The 16,783-nt window shown below is 63.8% G+C and carries 19 protein-coding genes; 10 read left to right on the forward strand and 9 right to left on the reverse strand.

The genetic code is table 11. The features are described 5' to 3' along the window. The first annotated feature begins 733 nt into the window (after nucleotides 1–733). Together B3H86_RS05980 and B3H86_RS05985 are read left to right on the forward strand one after the other, a co-directional pair. Nucleotides 734–946, forward strand: coding sequence for a hypothetical protein (locus B3H86_RS05980; RefSeq protein WP_292051971.1), 213 nt, complete (start codon nucleotides 734–736; stop codon nucleotides 944–946). Between the two features lie 145 nt (nucleotides 947–1,091). Beyond that, entirely contained in the window at nucleotides 1,092–1,415 is a 324-nt protein-coding gene (locus B3H86_RS05985; protein WP_292051972.1) for a hypothetical protein, read from the forward strand. 15 nt (nucleotides 1,416–1,430) lie between these two features. Here the strand turns inward: B3H86_RS05985 and B3H86_RS05990 are convergent, their stop codons facing one another. The 6 genes from B3H86_RS05990 to B3H86_RS06015 form a co-directional block, all read right to left on the reverse strand. Then, nucleotides 1,431–1,718: a GNAT family N-acetyltransferase gene (locus B3H86_RS05990; protein ID WP_292051974.1), complete on the reverse strand. Its 288-nt coding sequence runs from the start codon at nucleotides 1,716–1,718 to the stop codon at nucleotides 1,431–1,433. A gap of 62 nt (nucleotides 1,719–1,780) precedes the next feature. Continuing rightward, complete coding sequence (locus B3H86_RS05995; RefSeq protein ID WP_292051976.1) at nucleotides 1,781–2,152, reverse strand: serine/threonine protein kinase; 372 nt, start codon at nucleotides 2,150–2,152, stop codon at nucleotides 1,781–1,783. 68 nt (nucleotides 2,153–2,220) lie between these two features. Then, nucleotides 2,221–2,610 carry a dihydroneopterin aldolase gene (gene folB / locus B3H86_RS06000; protein WP_292051978.1) on the reverse strand — a complete coding sequence of 130 codons (390 nt, stop codon included), beginning with the start codon at nucleotides 2,608–2,610 and terminating at the stop codon, nucleotides 2,221–2,223. Then, nucleotides 2,607–3,143: a 6-pyruvoyl trahydropterin synthase family protein gene (locus B3H86_RS06005; protein WP_292051980.1), complete on the reverse strand. Its 537-nt coding sequence runs from the start codon at nucleotides 3,141–3,143 to the stop codon at nucleotides 2,607–2,609. Before B3H86_RS06005 ends, folB begins: the two co-directional genes overlap by 4 nt. Before the next feature lie 97 nt (nucleotides 3,144–3,240). Next, entirely contained in the window at nucleotides 3,241–4,011 is a 771-nt protein-coding gene (locus B3H86_RS06010) for an SDR family oxidoreductase (protein ID WP_292051982.1), read from the reverse strand. Then, nucleotides 4,008–4,412 carry a dihydroneopterin aldolase gene (locus B3H86_RS06015; protein WP_292051984.1) on the reverse strand — a complete coding sequence of 135 codons (405 nt, stop codon included), beginning with the start codon at nucleotides 4,410–4,412 and terminating at the stop codon, nucleotides 4,008–4,010. Before B3H86_RS06015 ends, B3H86_RS06010 begins: the two co-directional genes overlap by 4 nt. Before the next feature lie 154 nt (nucleotides 4,413–4,566). Here B3H86_RS06015 and B3H86_RS06020 point away from each other — a divergent pair, with 154 nt between their 5' ends. The 5 genes from B3H86_RS06020 to pgsA all read left to right on the forward strand — a co-directional run bounded on the left by B3H86_RS06020 (nucleotide 4,567) and on the right by pgsA (nucleotide 8,773). Continuing rightward, nucleotides 4,567–5,040: an NUDIX domain-containing protein gene (locus B3H86_RS06020; RefSeq protein ID WP_292051986.1), complete on the forward strand. Its 474-nt coding sequence runs from the start codon at nucleotides 4,567–4,569 to the stop codon at nucleotides 5,038–5,040. Between the two features lie 7 nt (nucleotides 5,041–5,047). Next, the gene (locus B3H86_RS06025) at nucleotides 5,048–5,494 is read left to right on the forward strand and encodes a DMT family transporter (protein ID WP_292051988.1); all 447 of its coding nucleotides are present in this window, start codon (nucleotides 5,048–5,050) and stop codon (nucleotides 5,492–5,494) included. Nucleotides 5,495–5,510: 16 nt separating this feature from the next. Then, nucleotides 5,511–7,376 carry an excinuclease ABC subunit UvrC gene (gene uvrC / locus B3H86_RS06030; protein WP_292051990.1) on the forward strand — a complete coding sequence of 622 codons (1,866 nt, stop codon included), beginning with the start codon at nucleotides 5,511–5,513 and terminating at the stop codon, nucleotides 7,374–7,376. Between the two features lie 56 nt (nucleotides 7,377–7,432). Further along, the gene (locus tag B3H86_RS06035; RefSeq protein WP_292051993.1) at nucleotides 7,433–8,053 is read left to right on the forward strand and encodes a carbonic anhydrase; all 621 of its coding nucleotides are present in this window, start codon (nucleotides 7,433–7,435) and stop codon (nucleotides 8,051–8,053) included. A gap of 87 nt (nucleotides 8,054–8,140) precedes the next feature. After that, the gene (gene pgsA, locus B3H86_RS06040) at nucleotides 8,141–8,773 is read left to right on the forward strand and encodes a CDP-diacylglycerol--glycerol-3-phosphate 3-phosphatidyltransferase (protein WP_292051995.1); all 633 of its coding nucleotides are present in this window, start codon (nucleotides 8,141–8,143) and stop codon (nucleotides 8,771–8,773) included. A gap of 39 nt (nucleotides 8,774–8,812) precedes the next feature. On the opposite strand, the gene B3H86_RS06045 is transcribed toward pgsA, so the two are convergent. The 3 genes from B3H86_RS06045 to B3H86_RS06055 form a co-directional block, all read right to left on the reverse strand. Continuing rightward, a complete protein-coding gene (locus tag B3H86_RS06045; RefSeq protein ID WP_312821112.1) occupies nucleotides 8,813–9,334 on the reverse strand; it encodes a GNAT family N-acetyltransferase in 522 nt (173 codons plus the stop codon). Between the two features lie 11 nt (nucleotides 9,335–9,345). Continuing rightward, complete coding sequence (locus B3H86_RS06050; protein WP_292052000.1) at nucleotides 9,346–11,421, reverse strand: S46 family peptidase; 2,076 nt, start codon at nucleotides 11,419–11,421, stop codon at nucleotides 9,346–9,348. A gap of 91 nt (nucleotides 11,422–11,512) precedes the next feature. Further along, nucleotides 11,513–13,609: a S46 family peptidase gene (locus B3H86_RS06055; RefSeq protein ID WP_292052001.1), complete on the reverse strand. Its 2,097-nt coding sequence runs from the start codon at nucleotides 13,607–13,609 to the stop codon at nucleotides 11,513–11,515. Between the two features lie 212 nt (nucleotides 13,610–13,821). Between B3H86_RS06055 and B3H86_RS06060 the strand changes: the two genes are divergently transcribed. From B3H86_RS06060 to B3H86_RS06070, 3 genes are read left to right on the forward strand one after another with little or no spacing between them, the layout of a single operon-like run. Next, the gene (locus B3H86_RS06060; RefSeq protein WP_292052004.1) at nucleotides 13,822–14,994 is read left to right on the forward strand and encodes an ABC transporter permease; all 1,173 of its coding nucleotides are present in this window, start codon (nucleotides 13,822–13,824) and stop codon (nucleotides 14,992–14,994) included. Next, on the forward strand, nucleotides 14,991–15,740 hold the full coding sequence (locus B3H86_RS06065) for an ABC transporter ATP-binding protein (RefSeq protein ID WP_292052006.1): 750 nt from the start codon (nucleotides 14,991–14,993) through the stop codon (nucleotides 15,738–15,740). The genes B3H86_RS06060 and B3H86_RS06065 overlap by 4 nt, the downstream gene beginning before the upstream one ends. A gap of 23 nt (nucleotides 15,741–15,763) precedes the next feature. Next, nucleotides 15,764–16,774, forward strand: a complete 1,011-nt coding sequence (locus tag B3H86_RS06070) for an HlyD family secretion protein (protein WP_292052008.1) — start codon at nucleotides 15,764–15,766, stop codon at nucleotides 16,772–16,774. Nucleotides 16,775–16,783: the final 9 nt, after the last annotated feature.

A 16,783-nucleotide genomic window follows, 5' to 3' on the forward strand; every position in this document is an offset into this window, starting at 1 on the left:
TAAGGCCTGCGGACCTGCGGTGACGGGAGTGGATGGAGCGGGGTCCGCCCCTCCGGCTGAGACTTGCCCCCACAAGGGGACCAACCCCCGCCGGAACGAACGGAGCCGATGGAGTTTGCGATAAAGCCTTAGTCTTGAACCGCACGGCGAGAGAACAAAGAACCTTCGACCAAACGGCCACCGAGGTGTGTTGGATGAAGCCGCGCAATCGCGCGTGTATCCCGACACATTCTTAGTGGCCCGCGGTCAAAAGGCTCCGCCTTTTCGACCCGACGCGGGCTGGGCGGCCCAGCCGCCACCCTCGCCTCTTGAAGGGCGTGGGCTGCATCAAGGTTGGGGCTAGAACTCCGGCAAGGGTTGAGGTGGAAACTCGGACCGTGCCAGCAGGACGCCGCAGGTGTCCGCTGCCCGCCACCGGCACTGGGAGTAACCGCCAACAGCGGTGCCTGCCTCAGTTAAGTTTGGCCGCGGTCAAAAGGCTCCGCCTTTTCGACCCGACGCGGCCGGATGCTGGTGAATAACCACCCACGCGGGGCGCGTGCCTTTGCCGAAACGGAACCTGAACCTTACGCCGGGCAAAGCCCGCGCGCCCCGCCTGCCCTCCAACCACACGCCCCACGGGCGCTGTGGCTTTTGTCGTGCCTGTTTCTCGATGGCCCGCAACCGGAACCCTCCCCTGTTGGGGGAGGGCAGGGTGGGGGTCGCACATCAGCCCTTTAAAACGGAACCGCCCATGACCCGCCCCAAGCCCAAAAAACCGCCAAAGGTCCTCGCCCCGCACGAAGACCCTACCCACCCCGACTACATCTCCCCCGCCGAGGAACGCCGCATGCGCCGCGAGCTCTTCCGCCGTGTCGAGCTCCTGTTCGAGGTCGCCGCCATCAAGGGCTACGGCCCGGTCCCCCCGCGCACGGATCGCAAGGGCAGACCCCGCGCCAACGACTAGAGACTCAAATGCAACACTGTTTCGCCAAACTTGCGGCATAGCCGTATCAAAGCGTAACCATAGGGAACCGGCACTTCTTAACCGCAGTTAACCCCTCAGCTACACCGCATTCTGAAATGCGGCCCCGTAGCGAAGGGAAACTGCCATGTCTGAACCGATTAAAGACCCCGACCGGGCCAATCTGCGCCTCGTTTCCTCGCCAGAGTCCGAGGTTTACGATCTCATGCGCAAGCCGGAATCGACAGCCGAGCGCGTCAAACGCCTTCAGGCCGAGGCCCGCGCCCTGGCTCTGGAACAGGTGGAAGCCCTTGAGCAGACCTTGATCAAGGCCGCAAATATGGCCCGCGAAATCGCCGAGGGCGGCGACGCCTACCCCGTCGGCGCGCGCGAGATTGCCAGCCGTCTGTCCGAGGACCTCCCGTCCAAGGCCGAGACGATCAAACACATCGTCCACCGCGCCTCGACCTGAGGCGCGTCCCGACGCTCAGTATTCCACGACGTCGCGGTACTGCGGGTGCCGCGACAGCCACGCCCGCGCATAGCCGCAGTGCGGCGACAGCTTCAGCCCTTCATGCCGCGCATGTTCGGACAGAGCCTGCATGAACTGCCCCGCCGCCCCGGTGCCCCTCAGCGCCGGATCGGCCTCGACGTGCAGCAGGATCCGCGTCCTGCCCCTCACGGCATAATCGGCAAAAACAACGCGTAGCTCGCCATCGGCATCGACGAAGCCCTGCTCGTATCTCTGGTTATCGGCGACGTCGCGCAAATCCATCGGTACCTCGGCACTCAGTTACGGAAACCTTAAGTCCCCGAGGACGAACACCGTTCCGAATTTTAAAGCCAGCTCTGTGGATTATCGATCAAACGCCCGTGCTGCAGCGCCCTCAGCCCCCGCATGCCCCGCACCAGCGTCCAAATCAGACCGATAAACAGCACAAAGACACCGACGTTAACGATGACCAGCATGGCCCCGACCACGATGGTCACCAGCGCAGCCAGCAGCGTCCGCTTCTGAAACTCGCGGTGATTGCGCGCCATATCGTCTTTCGCCGGCTCGCCCCACAGCACCGCAGCAAGACCGATCACCGCCGCCACCCCGAAAGTCGGCACGGTCAGCAGGATCAGCGCATAGGTCGCGGACAGCCCGATACGGTCCACGATCGGCCCACGACGGCTAAACTCACTCATCTCGCGCCTGATCGACATGTAAAACTCCCGGACTGCTCAAAAGGACAGCCTGTACGCACAATGCCCGCCACCAGTCTTACAGGCAATCACCGCGCGTAGGAAACCGCACAACCTGCCGCCGCCGCGCCCGGAATGGCGCCCGGCTTGTCCACCTTGACCCGCACCGCCAGCACACGCTCGTCAGCCATACAGCCCAGCGCGATCCGCTCGGCAAAAGTCTCGACCAGTTCGATATGTTCGCCATCGGCCAGCGAGCGCACAATGCGCGCGACGCCATCATAGTCCAGCGTATCGGTCAGCTCGCGCACGGGCGCAGCCCCGAGATCCAGCTCAACGTCCACGACCAGCGTCTGCAAACGACCCTTTTCATGATCGTACACGCCGATGCCAGCCTGAACTTCCAGTCCGCGCACATGCACCGTCATACCGAGGCGACGCGGCAGCGCCTCCGACAGCGGCAGAACCGAAACCGTCATGCCCATGTCTCCGGCGGCAGAATATCATTGATGCTGTTATCGGCACGGTCGCACCATCCGGCCACGGGCCACGCGCGCTCGGCCTCGGTCAGGCCGCGCGCCAGCACCGTATTGGTCGGCGTTTCCTCGATGGCCAGTTCGGCCAGACGGAACGGCAGGCCTTCGGCGGCGATGATGGCTTCTAGCTTGCGCCACAGGGCGATGACCAGGGCCTCGGTCGTCGGATCGCCATCCACCACCAGCACCTGTTTCAGGCGCTGCGGCTCATGCTCTTTGAAATAGGCCAGCAGCGGATCGGTGCTGTTCAACTGGAAGGCGTGATCCAGACTGCGATCCACAAAGCCATGCCAGCGGGTCTTCAGTCGCTCGAAGCTGGCGGCATAGTTGGCGTTGCCAAAGTCGATCTCGGCCAGCGGCTCCAGCGTCACCGACACGAACTCATTATGCCCGTGCGGCACGGCACACTTGGACGCCGCATCGGCAATCAGCCGGTGCGCCATCGAAAAGCGGCGGGTGAAACGGACAGCAGGCATTCAGGACTTCAATCAACGATAGGGGCAGCGGCCCATATAGGCGCTAACAGGGGATCGCGCATCAACACTGTACGAAAAGCGAAGTAAAGTCCGACTTTCAGCCTTTCAGCGCCGGATCAAAGGCCACATCCCGACCGCGCGGGCGCAGATGTTCGCCCCCATCGACGGTAATGACCTGCCCCGTGATGCCTTTGGTCGTCAGCAGGAACCGCACCGTGGCCAGCATATCGTCAAGGCTCGTCCCGCGGCCCAGCGGCGTATCGGACCACGCCTTTTCATATTCTTCCTCGGTCTGGTCACCGCTGCGCAGGATCAGACCCGGCGACACCGCATTTATCCGAATGTGCGGGGCCAGCCCCAGCGCCAGCGACGCCGTCAGCGCCCCCAGACCGGCCTTACCCGCCGTATAGGACAGGAAATCCGGATTGGCCGCGACCAGCTTGTGGTCCAGCACATTGACCACGACCCCCTCGCTGCCCGCCTTTTCCACGGCACGCGCAAAATCGCGGATCAGGAAGACCGGAGCCGTCAGATTGGCCGCCAGATGCGCGTTCCAGCGCTCCGGCTCCAAGCTGTCGAGCGTGTCGTACTCGAACAGGGATGCATTGTTGATCAGGGCATCGATACGCCCAAACCGCGACACCACAGCATCGACCAGAGCGCCACGGCTCAGCTCATCGGATAGGTCGGCGTAAAATGTCGAGGCTTTACCGCCCTTGGCCACGATCCCGGCGGCGATGCGCTCGGCGTCGTCGGCTCCGCTGCGGTGATGAAGCGCGACCGTCCACCCGTCGGCAGCCAAGCCCTGTGCCAGCATCCCCCCCACGCGGCGGGCCGCCCCGGTGATCAGGAGGACCTTGCCAGTCATGACAGGGGCCTGCGGCGGAACAGTTCGACGCCCGCACCGGCCGCTTCGTTAAAGACCTGCGGCTTGGCGACCTGAACACGGCAGGCCTGTACCTGCGGCAGTTCAAAACAGGCCGAGACCACTTCTTCGGCCAGGGTTTCCAGAAGCTCGACATGGGGCCGTCCGGCCCAGCCGAGAATGCGGTTACGCACATGGTCATAGTTGATGAAGCCACCGTCCGGCAAAGGCCAGTCGGCGAACATCTCGACATTGATCACAAGTCGCGTCGGGCGCTCTGGATGGCGCTCCCACGGATGCAGTCCGACACTGAGGTCAACGACCACATCCCTGAGGAAAACCCGCACCTGATCCGGGGCGGTGCGCCAGTCGGCAACACCGGCCCCCGAGCCGATATCAGTCAATGCGGCCGAACTCGTAGAAGTTCACAGCGGCGATGACGGCGATGAAAGCAAAGATGGTGGCGATGGCGACCATTGGAGTTCTCCCTGTTTCTCCCCCGAATAGAGGCACACCGACCACTGTTCAAGCCACCACTGTCAGGCCTATCGTCATTCCATGACCACCTGGCGCACCCGCATCGAACCCTTTACCCGTCCCCTTTTCTTCATCTGGTCACGCTTGAGCCGTGGCATGACTTTGGGCGTACGGGCGATTGCGACCGATGATGAAGGCCGTATCCTGCTGGTGAAACACACCTATCTGAATGGCTGGTGGCTGCCCGGCGGGGGCGTGGACAGGAGCGAGACCACGCACGCTGCCGTGGTGCGCGAACTGCGTGAGGAGGCCGGACTGATCGCCACGGGCTCTCCGCGTCTCCAGTCGATCCATTCGAACGAGCGCTTCTTCCCCGGCGACCATGTGGCGGTTTTCCATATAGACAGTTTCGACACGGGCGACCGCACCAGCCACGGGGAAATCGCCGAGATCGGCTGGTTCGCACCGGATGATCTGCCTCCCGATACGACTAAAGCCACCCGTGCGCGTATCGCTGAGTTCATGGGATACGCCCCGCCTTCTCCTGACTGGTAAGATCCAGATGAACGGCACCTATATCGCAATGGCCCTTTTGCTCGTCGCCGGAGCACTCACCGCGATTCAGGGGCCCAGCAACGCCCGCCTGTCACAAGGCATGGGCTCGGTCATCAACGGGGCCTTCTTCTCCTTCATCATCGGCACTATGGCGCTGGGGGTCATCGCCCTGATCCTGCAAGTCAAACCCGAGGGACAGGCGGTGCGCAGCATCCCGTGGTGGGGCTGGATCGGCGGCCTTTACGGGTGCCTGTTCGTGACCAGCATCGCCTGGGGCATCCCAAAGCTGGGTGTCGCGACCACCATGACACTGGTTGTCGCCGGTCAGCTGATTCTGGGGGTCATCCTCGATCACTATGGCGCACTGGGCACCCCGACCCAGCCGGTCAGCCTGGCCCGTTTGGGCGGAATCGCGCTGATTGTGGGCGGGGCGCTTCTGGTCCGCCGCGGCTGAGCCTATATCAGAGGGGATGACCGAGACGACCGACGCCCCCATCCCCCTACAGGCCGCCGCGCTGATCGCCGACGAGGCCAGCCGCGCACCGGACAAACCGGGCGTTTATCGCATGTATGGCGAGGACGGGTCGTGCCTCTATGTCGGCAAGGCCAAGTCGCTGAAGAAGCGCGTCATCCAATACGCACAGGGCCGTTTCCACACCCAGCGAATCGGCCTGATGGTCAGCCTGACCCGCTCCATGCAGCTGGTCGTCACGGCGTCCGAGACCGAAGCCCTGCTGCTGGAAGCCAGCTATATCAAGAAGCTGAAGCCGCGCTTCAACGTCCTGCTGCGCGACGACAAGTCATTCGCCGAGCTGATGATCCGGCGCGACCACCGCGCGCCTCAGGTCCGAAAGCATCGCGGCGCGCACACGATTCCGGGCGACTATTTCGGCCCCTTCGCCTCGACATGGGCAGTCAACAACACGCTGAACACCCTGCAGAAGGCCTTCCTGCTCAGGAACTGTACCGACAGCGTGTACGAGAGCCGCACCCGCCCGTGCATGCTCTATCAGATCAAGCGCTGCTCGGCCCCCTGCACCGGCGAGATCAGCCTTGAGGATTATGGCGAACTGGTCAACGAGGCCGAGGCCTTTCTGCGCGGCAAGTCGCGGGCGGTCATCAACCGCCTGTCCCAAGAAATGCAGGCGGCGTCGGATGCCATGGAGTTCGAACACGCCGCGCGCGTGCGCGACCGTATCCGCGCCCTGTCCACCATCGCCATGGAAACATCCGTCAACGCCGACGGTGTGGCCGAGGCCGACGTCTTTGCCGTGCATCTGGATGGCGGTCAGGCCTGTGTGCAGGTCTTCTTTTACCGCGCGGGCCAGAACTGGGGCGGGCGTGCCTATTTCCCGCGCGTGGACCGCAGCGACGATGAGGGCACCGTCCTGTCGGCGTTTCTGGCCCAGTTCTATGAGGACAAGCCGGTACCGCGCCTGATCCTGTCGAACATCCGCCCTTTGGAGCTGGAACTGCTGGAAGAGGCCTTCGCCATGAAGGCCGAGCACAAGGTCGAGATCAGCCAGCCCAAGCGCGGAAACAAGAAGAGCCTGATCGACCACGCCCTGACCAATGCCCGCGAGGCTTTGGGCCGTAAGCTGGCCGAGAACTCGGCCCAGTCGAAAATCCTCGACGAGGTCTGCGAGGCATTCGGACTTGAGAGCCGCCCGGAGCGGATCGAGATCTACGACAACGCCCACATTCAAGGCACCAATGCCGTAGGCGGCATGGTGGTGGCAGGGCCGGAAGGCTTCCGCAAGAACCAGTACCGCAAGTTCAACATTCGCGGCGAAGACCTCACCCCCGGCGATGACTACGGCATGATGCGCGAGGTGATGCGCCGCCGCTTTGGCCGTCTAGTGAAGGAAGAAGAAGCGGGCGAGGAGACCGAGCGTCCCGACCTGCTTCTGATCGACGGGGGCGCGGGCCAGCTGGCCGAGGTTCTGGCCATGCTGGACGAATACGGCCTGTCGGACATCACCGCCGTCGGCGTGGCCAAGGGGCCGGACCGCGACGCGGGCAAGGAGCATTTCTTCATGCGGGGCAAGCCGCCCTTCATGCTGCCGCTCAAGTCCCCTGCCCTTTATTACATCCAGCGCCTGCGCGACGAGGCCCACCGCTTTGCCAATGGCGCGCACGCCAAGCGCCGCAGCATGGACATCAAGAAAAATCCGCTCGACGAGATCGACGGCGTCGGGCCGGGTCGCAAGAAGGCGCTGCTCCACGCCTTCGGCTCGGCCAAAGGCGTATCACGCGCCTCCGTTGCCGATCTGGTGAAGGTGGATGGCGTCAGTCAGGCTCTGGCCGAGCGCATCCATGCCTTCTTCCATCGCTAAGAAAACGACGAAGGGCGGGTTGAAGTGCAGCGCGCACGGGTGCAAGGAACCGCTTCATGATTACCAAGCTCACCCAAGGTTACCGTCGCTTCCGTGAGGACCGCTGGCCCTCCAAGAGAGCTGAGTACGAGCAACTGGCCGAGAAGGGCCAGAAGCCGCACACCCTCATCGTTGCCTGCTCAGACAGTCGTGCCGATCCCGCGCTGATTTTCGACACGGCACCCGGCGAACTTTTCGTCGTGCGCAACGTCGCCAACCTGGTTCCGCCCTACGAGCCTGACGGCAAGCTGCACGGCGTCTCGGCCGCGCTGGAGTTCGGGGTCAAGGTTCTGGGCGTCAAACAGATCGTGGTCATGGGCCACGCGGGCTGTGGCGGCGTGAATGCCATGATCAACGGCGCGCCCGACAGCTGTCGCGACTTCATCCTGCCGTGGGTCGAGCAAGGCGTGCCGACCGTGAAACGCGTCTGCGAGGAATATCCCGCCGATCAGGTCGAGCGCGTGGCAGAGGAAGCCATCGTCAAACTGTCGCTGGAAAACCTGCGCACCTTCCCGTGGATCGCCGAGCGTGAAACTGCGGGTGAACTGAAGCTGGTCGGCCTGCATTTCGGTATTGCTGACGGCGTGCTGACCCGCGCCGGTGACGGCGAGCGTTTCGAGCCGCTGGCCCAGGACTGAGCCAAGGGCCGTGTCGTCGAAAACGGCACGGCCTCGCTTCTGCCCGCAAAGCATGGCACACCAAGCGGTTCATAGACGGAATACCTCATGGCGACTGCCCACAAGCCTAACCCGATACCCAACATCCTGACCGGCATCCGTCTGGCTGCCGGCGTCGTGATGTTCATCCTGCTGGCTGGCGCGACCAGCGGCTGGCCGCTCGTTTCGGCCATGCTCAGCCCTGACGACCAGTTCGCCATGTACCGCATCGGCTTCTGGATTTTCGTCATCGCGGCATCGACCGACTGGATCGACGGCTATCTGGCCCGCAAATGGAATGCGACCACCCGCTGGGGGGCCATCCTCGATCCGATCGCCGACAAGATCCTTGTGACCGGTGCCATCCTCGGCGTCCTGACCTCGGGCACGGTGCAGCAGATCATCATTCCCTGCGGCCTGATCCTGTTCCGCGAGTTCGCGGTTTCGGCCCTGCGCGAGACGATGGCGGGGCGTATCACCCTGCCGGTCACGCTGGCCGCCAAGTGGAAGACGACGCTGCAGATGGTGGCTCTGGGATGCCAGCTGTTCGCGCGCAACTGGGACGGTTTCGGCCTGCCCTTCGACTATCTGGCCCATTTCCAGCTGTTCGCCGACATCCTGATCTGGCTGGCCGCCATCGCCACCATCTGGACCGGCTGGCAGTATTTCGCTGCCGCCAAGAAGCAGATGCAGGACCTCTGAGGGTCCCGCTTCATTCGCTGAAATGATCAAGGCGCTGGCTTATGCCAGCGCCTTTTCCATGACCACAAAGTAGAGATCGTTCCGCTTGGGCAGACCGAAGCGCGGATCATCCATCGGGAAGGGCCGTGTCTCGGACGTCTGGCTATAACCCCGACGCTCATAATAGGCGATCAGTTCGGGCCGCTGGGCGATGACGGTCATCTCCATGACTGCGGCTCCAAACCGCTCGCGGGCCGCCAGTTCGGCTGCGGCGATCAGCTGTTTGCCAAGCCCCCCGGACTGCTTTTCGGGATCAACCGTCAGCATGCCCAGATAGGCCCGTTCGTCGTTCTTCTTTTCGATGCATACACAGCCGACCAGCTCATCACCGGCATGGGCCAGCAAAAGCTGTCGCGCCGGATCGGCGACAATGGCCTCAAGTTCTTCCCTGTCGGTCCTCTGACCGTCCAGCAGATCGGCTTCATGGGTCCAGCCGGACCTGGCCGAGGCACCGCGATAGGCGCTCTCGACCAGACCATGCAGTACGGCAATGTCGGCCCGTTCAGCCCGACGGAAACTCAACGCCTGCAACCCTATCTCCCTTGGCGCACACCCAGTTCGCGCAGCAGATGGTCCATCTGGTACACGTCGCGCAGGGCCACGGTGACGGCCTGGGTGGTCACGATGACACTGCGGTTGGTATTGCGGTCATAGCCATAGGCGTTGCGCTGGGTCAGGACGGTGGAGTCGAAGTTCGCCCCGATAATCTCGCCCTTGGCATTCAGCACCGGCGAGCCCGACGAGCCGCCGATGGTGTCAGTCGAAACCGCCATGTTCATGACCGCGTTCGGATCGATCCGGTCCTTGGCGGCTTGCAGGCGCGGGGTGGTGACGAAAGGCTCGGCCCCCGTCGCACGATCCCAGAGGCCCGAGAAGGTGGTGAAGGCTCCGAAGCGCTGGCCCGGAACATCCGAGCCCTCGATCTTGCCATAGGTCAGGCGCAGGGTGCCGGTGGCGTCCGGATAAACGGCGTCGCCATAGACGGCGAAGCGGGCATTCGCCAGCTGCTCGGAGGCCTTATCGGTCGGGGCCTGCACGCGGTTTTCCCAGTCGGTGCGGATGGCGCGGGCGTCGGCATCGACACGCAGGGCGTACTGGATCATCGGATCGTCCGACGCCATGATGGCTTCAAGACCGCCTTCCCACAGGGCGCGGCGCACAGCCGGATCGGCCAGCTTGGAGCCTTCGACCAGACGGGCCGACAGACCTTCGGGGCTTTCCTTGCCCAGCAGGGCCGCCATGTAGGGGCTGTCCACCGTCAGCCATTCGCGGGTCTTGGACATCCACCATTCCAGACGGATCTGCTCCAGTTCCGGATAGGTCGGACGCTCGGCGAATAGACGCGCCTGAACGCCGCTCAGGCGGCTGTCGGAATATTCCGGCAGGCGCTCTGCCGACGGCTTGGCGCGTTCCTGGGCGGCACGGACCAGAGTGCGGGCATAGCTGAACAGGTTGGAGCCACCGGCGACCGAGGTCGTGCCCATGCCGGTACCGCCTTCCAGCAGCGCCATCGGGGCATAGAGCTCACGGGCAATCGGCTGAACCGCTTCCAGCGCGGCCCACGGCTCCTGCGAGGCGGCGCGGGCACGGAAGTCGGCCTCGGCCTCGGCCTTGACCGCCATAAAGGCCGGATCGATCAGGGCAGCCATACGGCCACGACCGCGCTTGTAGGTGTTCTCGATGCCGACAATCGGGTCCATCGCGATGAAAGCCTGTTCTTCGCCCTCTTCCGAATAACGGATCAGGCGACCACGCAGCTCCGACGCGATCAGCTGGTCCATCGGCAGGACCACGTCACGGATGGTCATCAGCTGGGCCTGCGTCAGCAGGCGCTGGGTCGAGCCGGGATTGCCCGACAGGAAGATGGGCGTGCCTTCGACCGGACGCTCGGCGTTCCACTTGAAGTGGATCGGCGTCACTGCCGGCTTTCCGTCCTCGTAGGCACGCACGAAGGCCGCATCGATGGCGTAGCGCGGGAAGGAGAAATTATCGAGGTCACCGCCAAAGGTCGCCGCGCGGTCTTCCGGTGCCCATGCCAGACGCACGTCATCGTATTTGCGGAACGTGTACAGCTTGAACTGGCCGCCGCGATAAAGGCTGACCACCTGGCAGCGGACCTTGGGATCGTTGCCGCAGGCTTCGCTTTCGATGCGGGCGGCCTCGGCCTCCTTGGCGCGGGTGAAGGCCTGGCCTTCGAGGCCCTCGGCGGCCTTGTTGACGCGTTCGGTCACGTCGGAAATGTCGGTCAGGATCTCGGCCGTCGCCCCCGGGCATTTCAGCTCTTCCTCGCGTGAACGCGGTAGGAAGCCGGTTTCGGCATACTGGACCTGCGGAGTCGAGAGGTTGGCGACACAGGTGGCGACGCAGTGGTTGTTGGTCATGATCAGGCCCTCGCCCGAGATCAGACCGGCAGAGCATCCCCCGAACTTCACCGACGACAGGCGCAGGCGGTCGAGGAAGCCCTGATCGATTTGGGTCCCCAACTGTTGGTTGGCCTTGGCGATGGGGAAGTTGTCATAGGTCCACATGCCCTCCTCGGCAGAGGCCGGGGCCGCCGATGCGGCGAAGGCGAGAACAGCAGCGGAAGCAAAGAAAGCAAGGTGGCGCATGGCAGGGTGTCCCTCTGAATTGCGCCGAAAAGACAAGAGGGGGCTGCCAATGGCAACCCCCTCCGCATCATTCTGACGTTATATGGACGTCTTAGCGACGCACGCCCAGTTCGCGCAGCAGGTGCGGCTGGTTGTAAACGTTGCGCAGCGCCTCGGTGACGGCGGCGGTCGAGACCGTCACCGTGCGGTTCAGTTCGCCGTCATAGCCGAACGAGCCGCCCAGCGAGTGGATATTGCCGTCAAAGGCGGCACCGATCACCTCACCCTTGGCGTTGATCACCGGCGAGCCGGAGTTGCCGCCGATGATGTCGTTGGTCGAGACGAAGTTGTAGACGGCGTTCTTGTTCACGCGGTCACGCGCGGCCATGAAACGCTCAGACGCATCATAGGGCGATGCGCCGGTCTGGCGTTCGTACAGGCCACCGATGTTGGTGAACGGGGTGATGGTCGTGTCGCCTTCGGTCCAGCCCTTCACCGAGCCGTACGACAGACGCAAGGAGAAGGTCGCGTCCGGATACAGGTTGGTGCCGTAAACGGCGAAGCGGGCCTGGGCAATCTTTTCGGCGGCGCGGGCCGACGGAGCCGAAACCTCGGCTTCATACTGGGCGCGGACGGCTTGTGCGGCGTCATCGTTGGCCAGGACGAATTTCAGCAGGGCATCATCCGAAGCGGCGATCTGTTCCGGCGTCCAGTTCAGGGCCTCGGCGCGGAAGGCCGGATCGGCCAGACGCGTGCCGGTGACCAGACGGGTGGCCAGTTCCTCGGGGTTTTCGGCACCGATCAGGGCCTTCACCTGCGGGTGGTCGGCGGTCAGGTATTCGCGGGTCTTGGTCAGCCAGAAGCTGAGGGCGATACGCTCAACGTCGTTGGCGATCGGCACGTCCTGCGACAGGCGGCGACCCATCGCGGCGATGTCGGCGTCGGAGTAACCGGCGCGGCGCTCACCGGCTTCCTTGGCGCGTTCCTTGGAGGCGCGGACGATCGAGCGGGCATAGGAATACAGCGACGAACGCTGGCCCGCAGCCGCTTCCAGCTGGCGGTACGGCAGGTAGAGGCGACGCTGGGTGGCAACAACCGCGTCCATGTCGGCCCACGGGTTGCCAATGCGCTCGGCCAGTGCCGGATCGGCGGCCACGCGCTCGCGCAGTTCGGTTTCCTCGGCCACCTTCTTGCCGAAGAAGTTCGGATCGGTCAGGGCACCCACCTGACCGTAGAAGACCTTGAAGCTGTTCTCGAGGCCAAAGATCGGGTCCACCGAAACGCGGCGGGCTTCTTCCGAGGTGGTGGCGTATTCGGTCAGGCGACCACGCAGTTCCGACGACTGGATCAGGGTCACCGGCAGCTGCTGGTCACGCAGCTGCGACAGCTGCGACACGGTCAGCAGGCGCTGGGTCGTGCCCGGGTTACCGGCGACGAAAACCGGATCGCCTTCCTTGGGCGCATCGGCGTTCCACTTCAGGTGGACCGGCGAGGACACCGGCTTGCCGTCCTCATAGGCGCGCAGGAAGGCGGCATCCAGGGCATAGCGCGGGAAGTTGAAGTTATCGGGGTCACCACCGAAGAAGGCGGCCTGGAATTCCGGTGCGAACACCAGACGCACATCGTCGTACTTCTTGAACTTGTAGAGCTTGTACTGGCCGCCGCGATAGAAGCTGATCACCTGGCAGGTGCGCTTGGTGTCGTCACCGCAGGCTTCCTTCTGGATCTTTTCGATCTCGGCCGAGCGGGCGCGGACGAAGGCACCGCCCTCAAGTCCGGCACCGGCCCCCAGAACGCGGTCGGTCACATCGACGATCTCGGTCAGGACCTCGGCGGTCTGGCCGGGGCACTTCTTTTCTTCCTCGCGGTTGGCCGTCACCCAGCCGTTCTTCACATAGTCGTTTTCAGCCGATGACAGGTCCTGGATGCACGACACCACGCAGTGGTGGTTGGTCAGGATCAGGCCCTCACCCGAGACGAACGAGGCCGAGCAGCCCTGCAGGCGCACAGCCGACTCGCGCACGCGGTCCAGCCATGCCTGGTCGATACGGGTGCCATAGGTCTGGTTTACGGTCTGGATCGGGAAGTTGTCGAAGGTCCACATACCTTCTTCGGCGCGGGCAGCACCCGCCGGGACACTGGCCATAGCCATTGCCATGCCAAGAACGGCCAGCGAGGCCGAGAAGGTAACATTACGGCGAAGAGACATAAGGGGCTCCCTCAGACGAACGGAACAGAGCCCAGCGCCCTGTCGCGTGTCGAATTCACTCGTAAGTGGTGGTGAACCACACCTCGCAGCCGGCTCCAAGTCCCTTTATCCAACGGCTTTGGGGATGAAAGCCTAGCCTTACCTCGATTTAACTTGGCCAAAAGCCATCCAGCCTCCAGACATCATCTCACATTACCGAGGTCTGTCACCGAATGTCCCTTGCTCTATCCACGCTGCTGTTCGAGTGGCGCAGATATATGGCCGCCGTCATGGCGCTTGCCCTGTCCGGCCTGCTGGTGCTGGCCATGACCGGCGTGTTTCTGGGCATCGGCAAGGGTTTCACCGCCCAGATCGAGCGTTCCAGCGCCGATCTGATCGTGATGCAGCCGGGGGCGAAAAGCCTGTTCGGCGGACCGTCCGGCGTTCCGCGCCGCTTCATCCCGCAGGTGTACAACCACCCCGAGGTCGAGGAAGTCCAACCCTTCGACATGGCCGGTGGCAGCTTCCAGTCGGTCAAGGATGTGGACCCGACCCTGTCACAGGCGGATCGCGCCAAGATGGGCGCGCCCAAGATGAACTGGGTTTCCGCCCAGATCATCGACACCACACCGGGCGCAGTCACCATCCCCATCGATTATTCCGAAGAACTGATCGACGCCTTGCGCCAGCCTTTTACCGTGGCGATGGACGAGACGACCCTTCCCAAGCTGGGCGTGAAACTGGGTGACAAGGCTCTGTACAACGGAAAGACCGTCACGGTTGTGGGCATTCTGCGTGGCTATCCCAGCATGATGCAGCCGACCATCGTCATGAGCCGCGACACCCTGCGTATGCTGGGTCAGGCCGATACCGGACCGCGCGTCGGCCCCTTGATGGTCAAACTCAAAAACCCGGCCCGCGCCAGCATCGTCGCCGCACAGCTGAACGACCTCGGCAAGGGCCAATGGAAGGTCTGGACCCGCCAGCAACTGGCCGACGCCAACGCCACAGCCCTATTCGAGGAAGGTATCCTCGTCATCATCGTCGCAGGCTGTGCGGTCATGGGTCTGATCATCGGTGTCGCCATCACATGGCAGACCCTGCGCGGTGCCATCATGGCCAACATCAAGGAATTCGCCTCCCTGCGGGCGCTCGGCGTCGGCATGGGCAGTCTGCGATTGATCGTGATCGAGCTCAGCTTTTGGGTCGGGATTGTCGGCGTCATAGCGGCCATCCTGCTGACCTGGGGCCTGTCATCTCTGGCCCGCATGGGGGCCGTCCTGATCGTGCTACACCCCGTCCTGCTGTTTATCGTCGGTGCCTTCCTCATCGGTATCGCCATGCTCTCCGGCGTCCTGTCGATGGGCATCCTCAAGAAGAGCCAACCGGCGGACCTGCTGCGATGATTACGAAATCCCACGGAAAACACGGCGACGCCGCCATCGAGGCCAAGGGCATCGTCAAACGCTACAAGTCCGGCCGCGGCATGATCGAAGTGCTGAAGAACGTCGACATCGACGCCAAGCACGGCGACCTGACCATGATCATGGGGCCCTCCGGCTCGGGCAAGTCGACGCTGATCGCCGCCCTGTCGGGCCTGTTGCGCCCTGATGAAGGCACGGTGGCTGCGCTGGACAAGCCCAGCCTATGGAAGCTGTCGGGCGGCCAGATCGACAAATTCCGTCTGGAGCACTGCGGCTTCATCTTTCAGGGCTTCAACCTCTTCCCGTCGCTGACGGCCCTGCAACAGGTGACCACCGTCCTGAAATATCAGGGCCTGTCGCCAGACGCCGCCAAGGCCCGCGCCAAGCTGGCGCTGGAGGAAGTGGGTCTGGGCCACCGCCTGAACCTGCGCCCCGCAGCGCTTTCGGGCGGTGAAAAACAGCGCGTGGCCATCGCCCGCGCCCTTGCCAAGGACCCGCAGATCCTGTTCGCGGACGAGCCGACCTCGGCGCTGGACGGCGAAAACGGCCAGATCGTGATCCGCCTGCTGCGCCGCGCCGCGACCGAACACGGGGCCGCCGTCATCTGCGTGACCCACGACCCGCGCCTCGAAGCCTGGGCCGACCGCGTGATCGATATCGAAGACGGGGTCATCATCGATGACCAGCGTCGCACACCCAATCCTGACGCCGCTCTGGCCTCGCACTGATTTTCTTTCTGGAACCAACCCAAATGCCCGCCTTTCTGAAAAACAAATGGCTCTGGATCGGTCTGGTCCTCGTCGTCCTTCTGGCCGTCGGCTTCATGGCGTTCAGCGGTGCCAAGGCCAAGAAGGCCGAAGAGGCCAAACAAGCCGCCGTCAAGGTCGAGAATCCCTATGCTGCCATCGCCAACGGCAAGATCGACGTCGAGGGCGGCATCATCCAGATCGCGGCCCGTCGCGGCGGCGTTGTCCGCGCCGTCTATGTGCAGGAAGGCGACATGGTCACCGAAGGCCAGATTCTGGCCCGTCAGGAAGACGACGAACCGCGCCTGCAACTGCAAACCGCCAGCGCCGATCTGGCCAGCGCCCAAAGCCAGCTGAACCAGATTCAGGTCGATATCCGCGCCGCCGAGCGCGAGCTGGCCCGCATGGAGCAGCTGGCCGCGACCAACTTCGTCGCCGCCCAGCGTCTGGATCAGGCCCGCGACGCCGTGGCCACCGCCCGCGCGCGTCTGGCCTCGCAACAGGCTGTGGTGGAAACCAACCGCGCCCGTCGTGACCAGTCGGCTTATAACGTCGAACTGACCGTTATCCGCGCCCCCGCCAACGGTCGCATCGTGCGCCGCTATGCCAATCCCGGTGCCGGTGCCTCGACCCTGAACGTGTCGAACATGTTCGATCTGGAGCCGGAAGCCCCGCGCATCGCCCGCGCCGAGATCGTCGAGGCCGACATCCCCAACGTGACCACCGACCAGCAGGTCGAGGTCACGCCGGAAAGCGATCCGTCCAAGGTCTATGTCGGCAAGGTGCTGCGCCGCGCCGCCGTCTTCGGCGCCCGCAAACTGGCCTCGGACGATCCGTCGCAACGCACCGATGAACGCGTGGTCGAAGTGGTCGTGGACGTCGGCGATGCCCCGCTGCTGATCGGTCAGCGCGTGCTGGTGAAATTCATGAAGCCGGGCGAGACCGCCGGTGCAAAGCGTGAGACCAGCACTGGTGTTCCCGCCAGCCGCGCCATGCAGCCCGCCTCACGCCGCTAGACAAAGGAC

This window comes from Brevundimonas sp. UBA5866, from assembly GCF_002432125.1.
Classification (GTDB): domain Bacteria; phylum Pseudomonadota; class Alphaproteobacteria; order Caulobacterales; family Caulobacteraceae; genus Brevundimonas.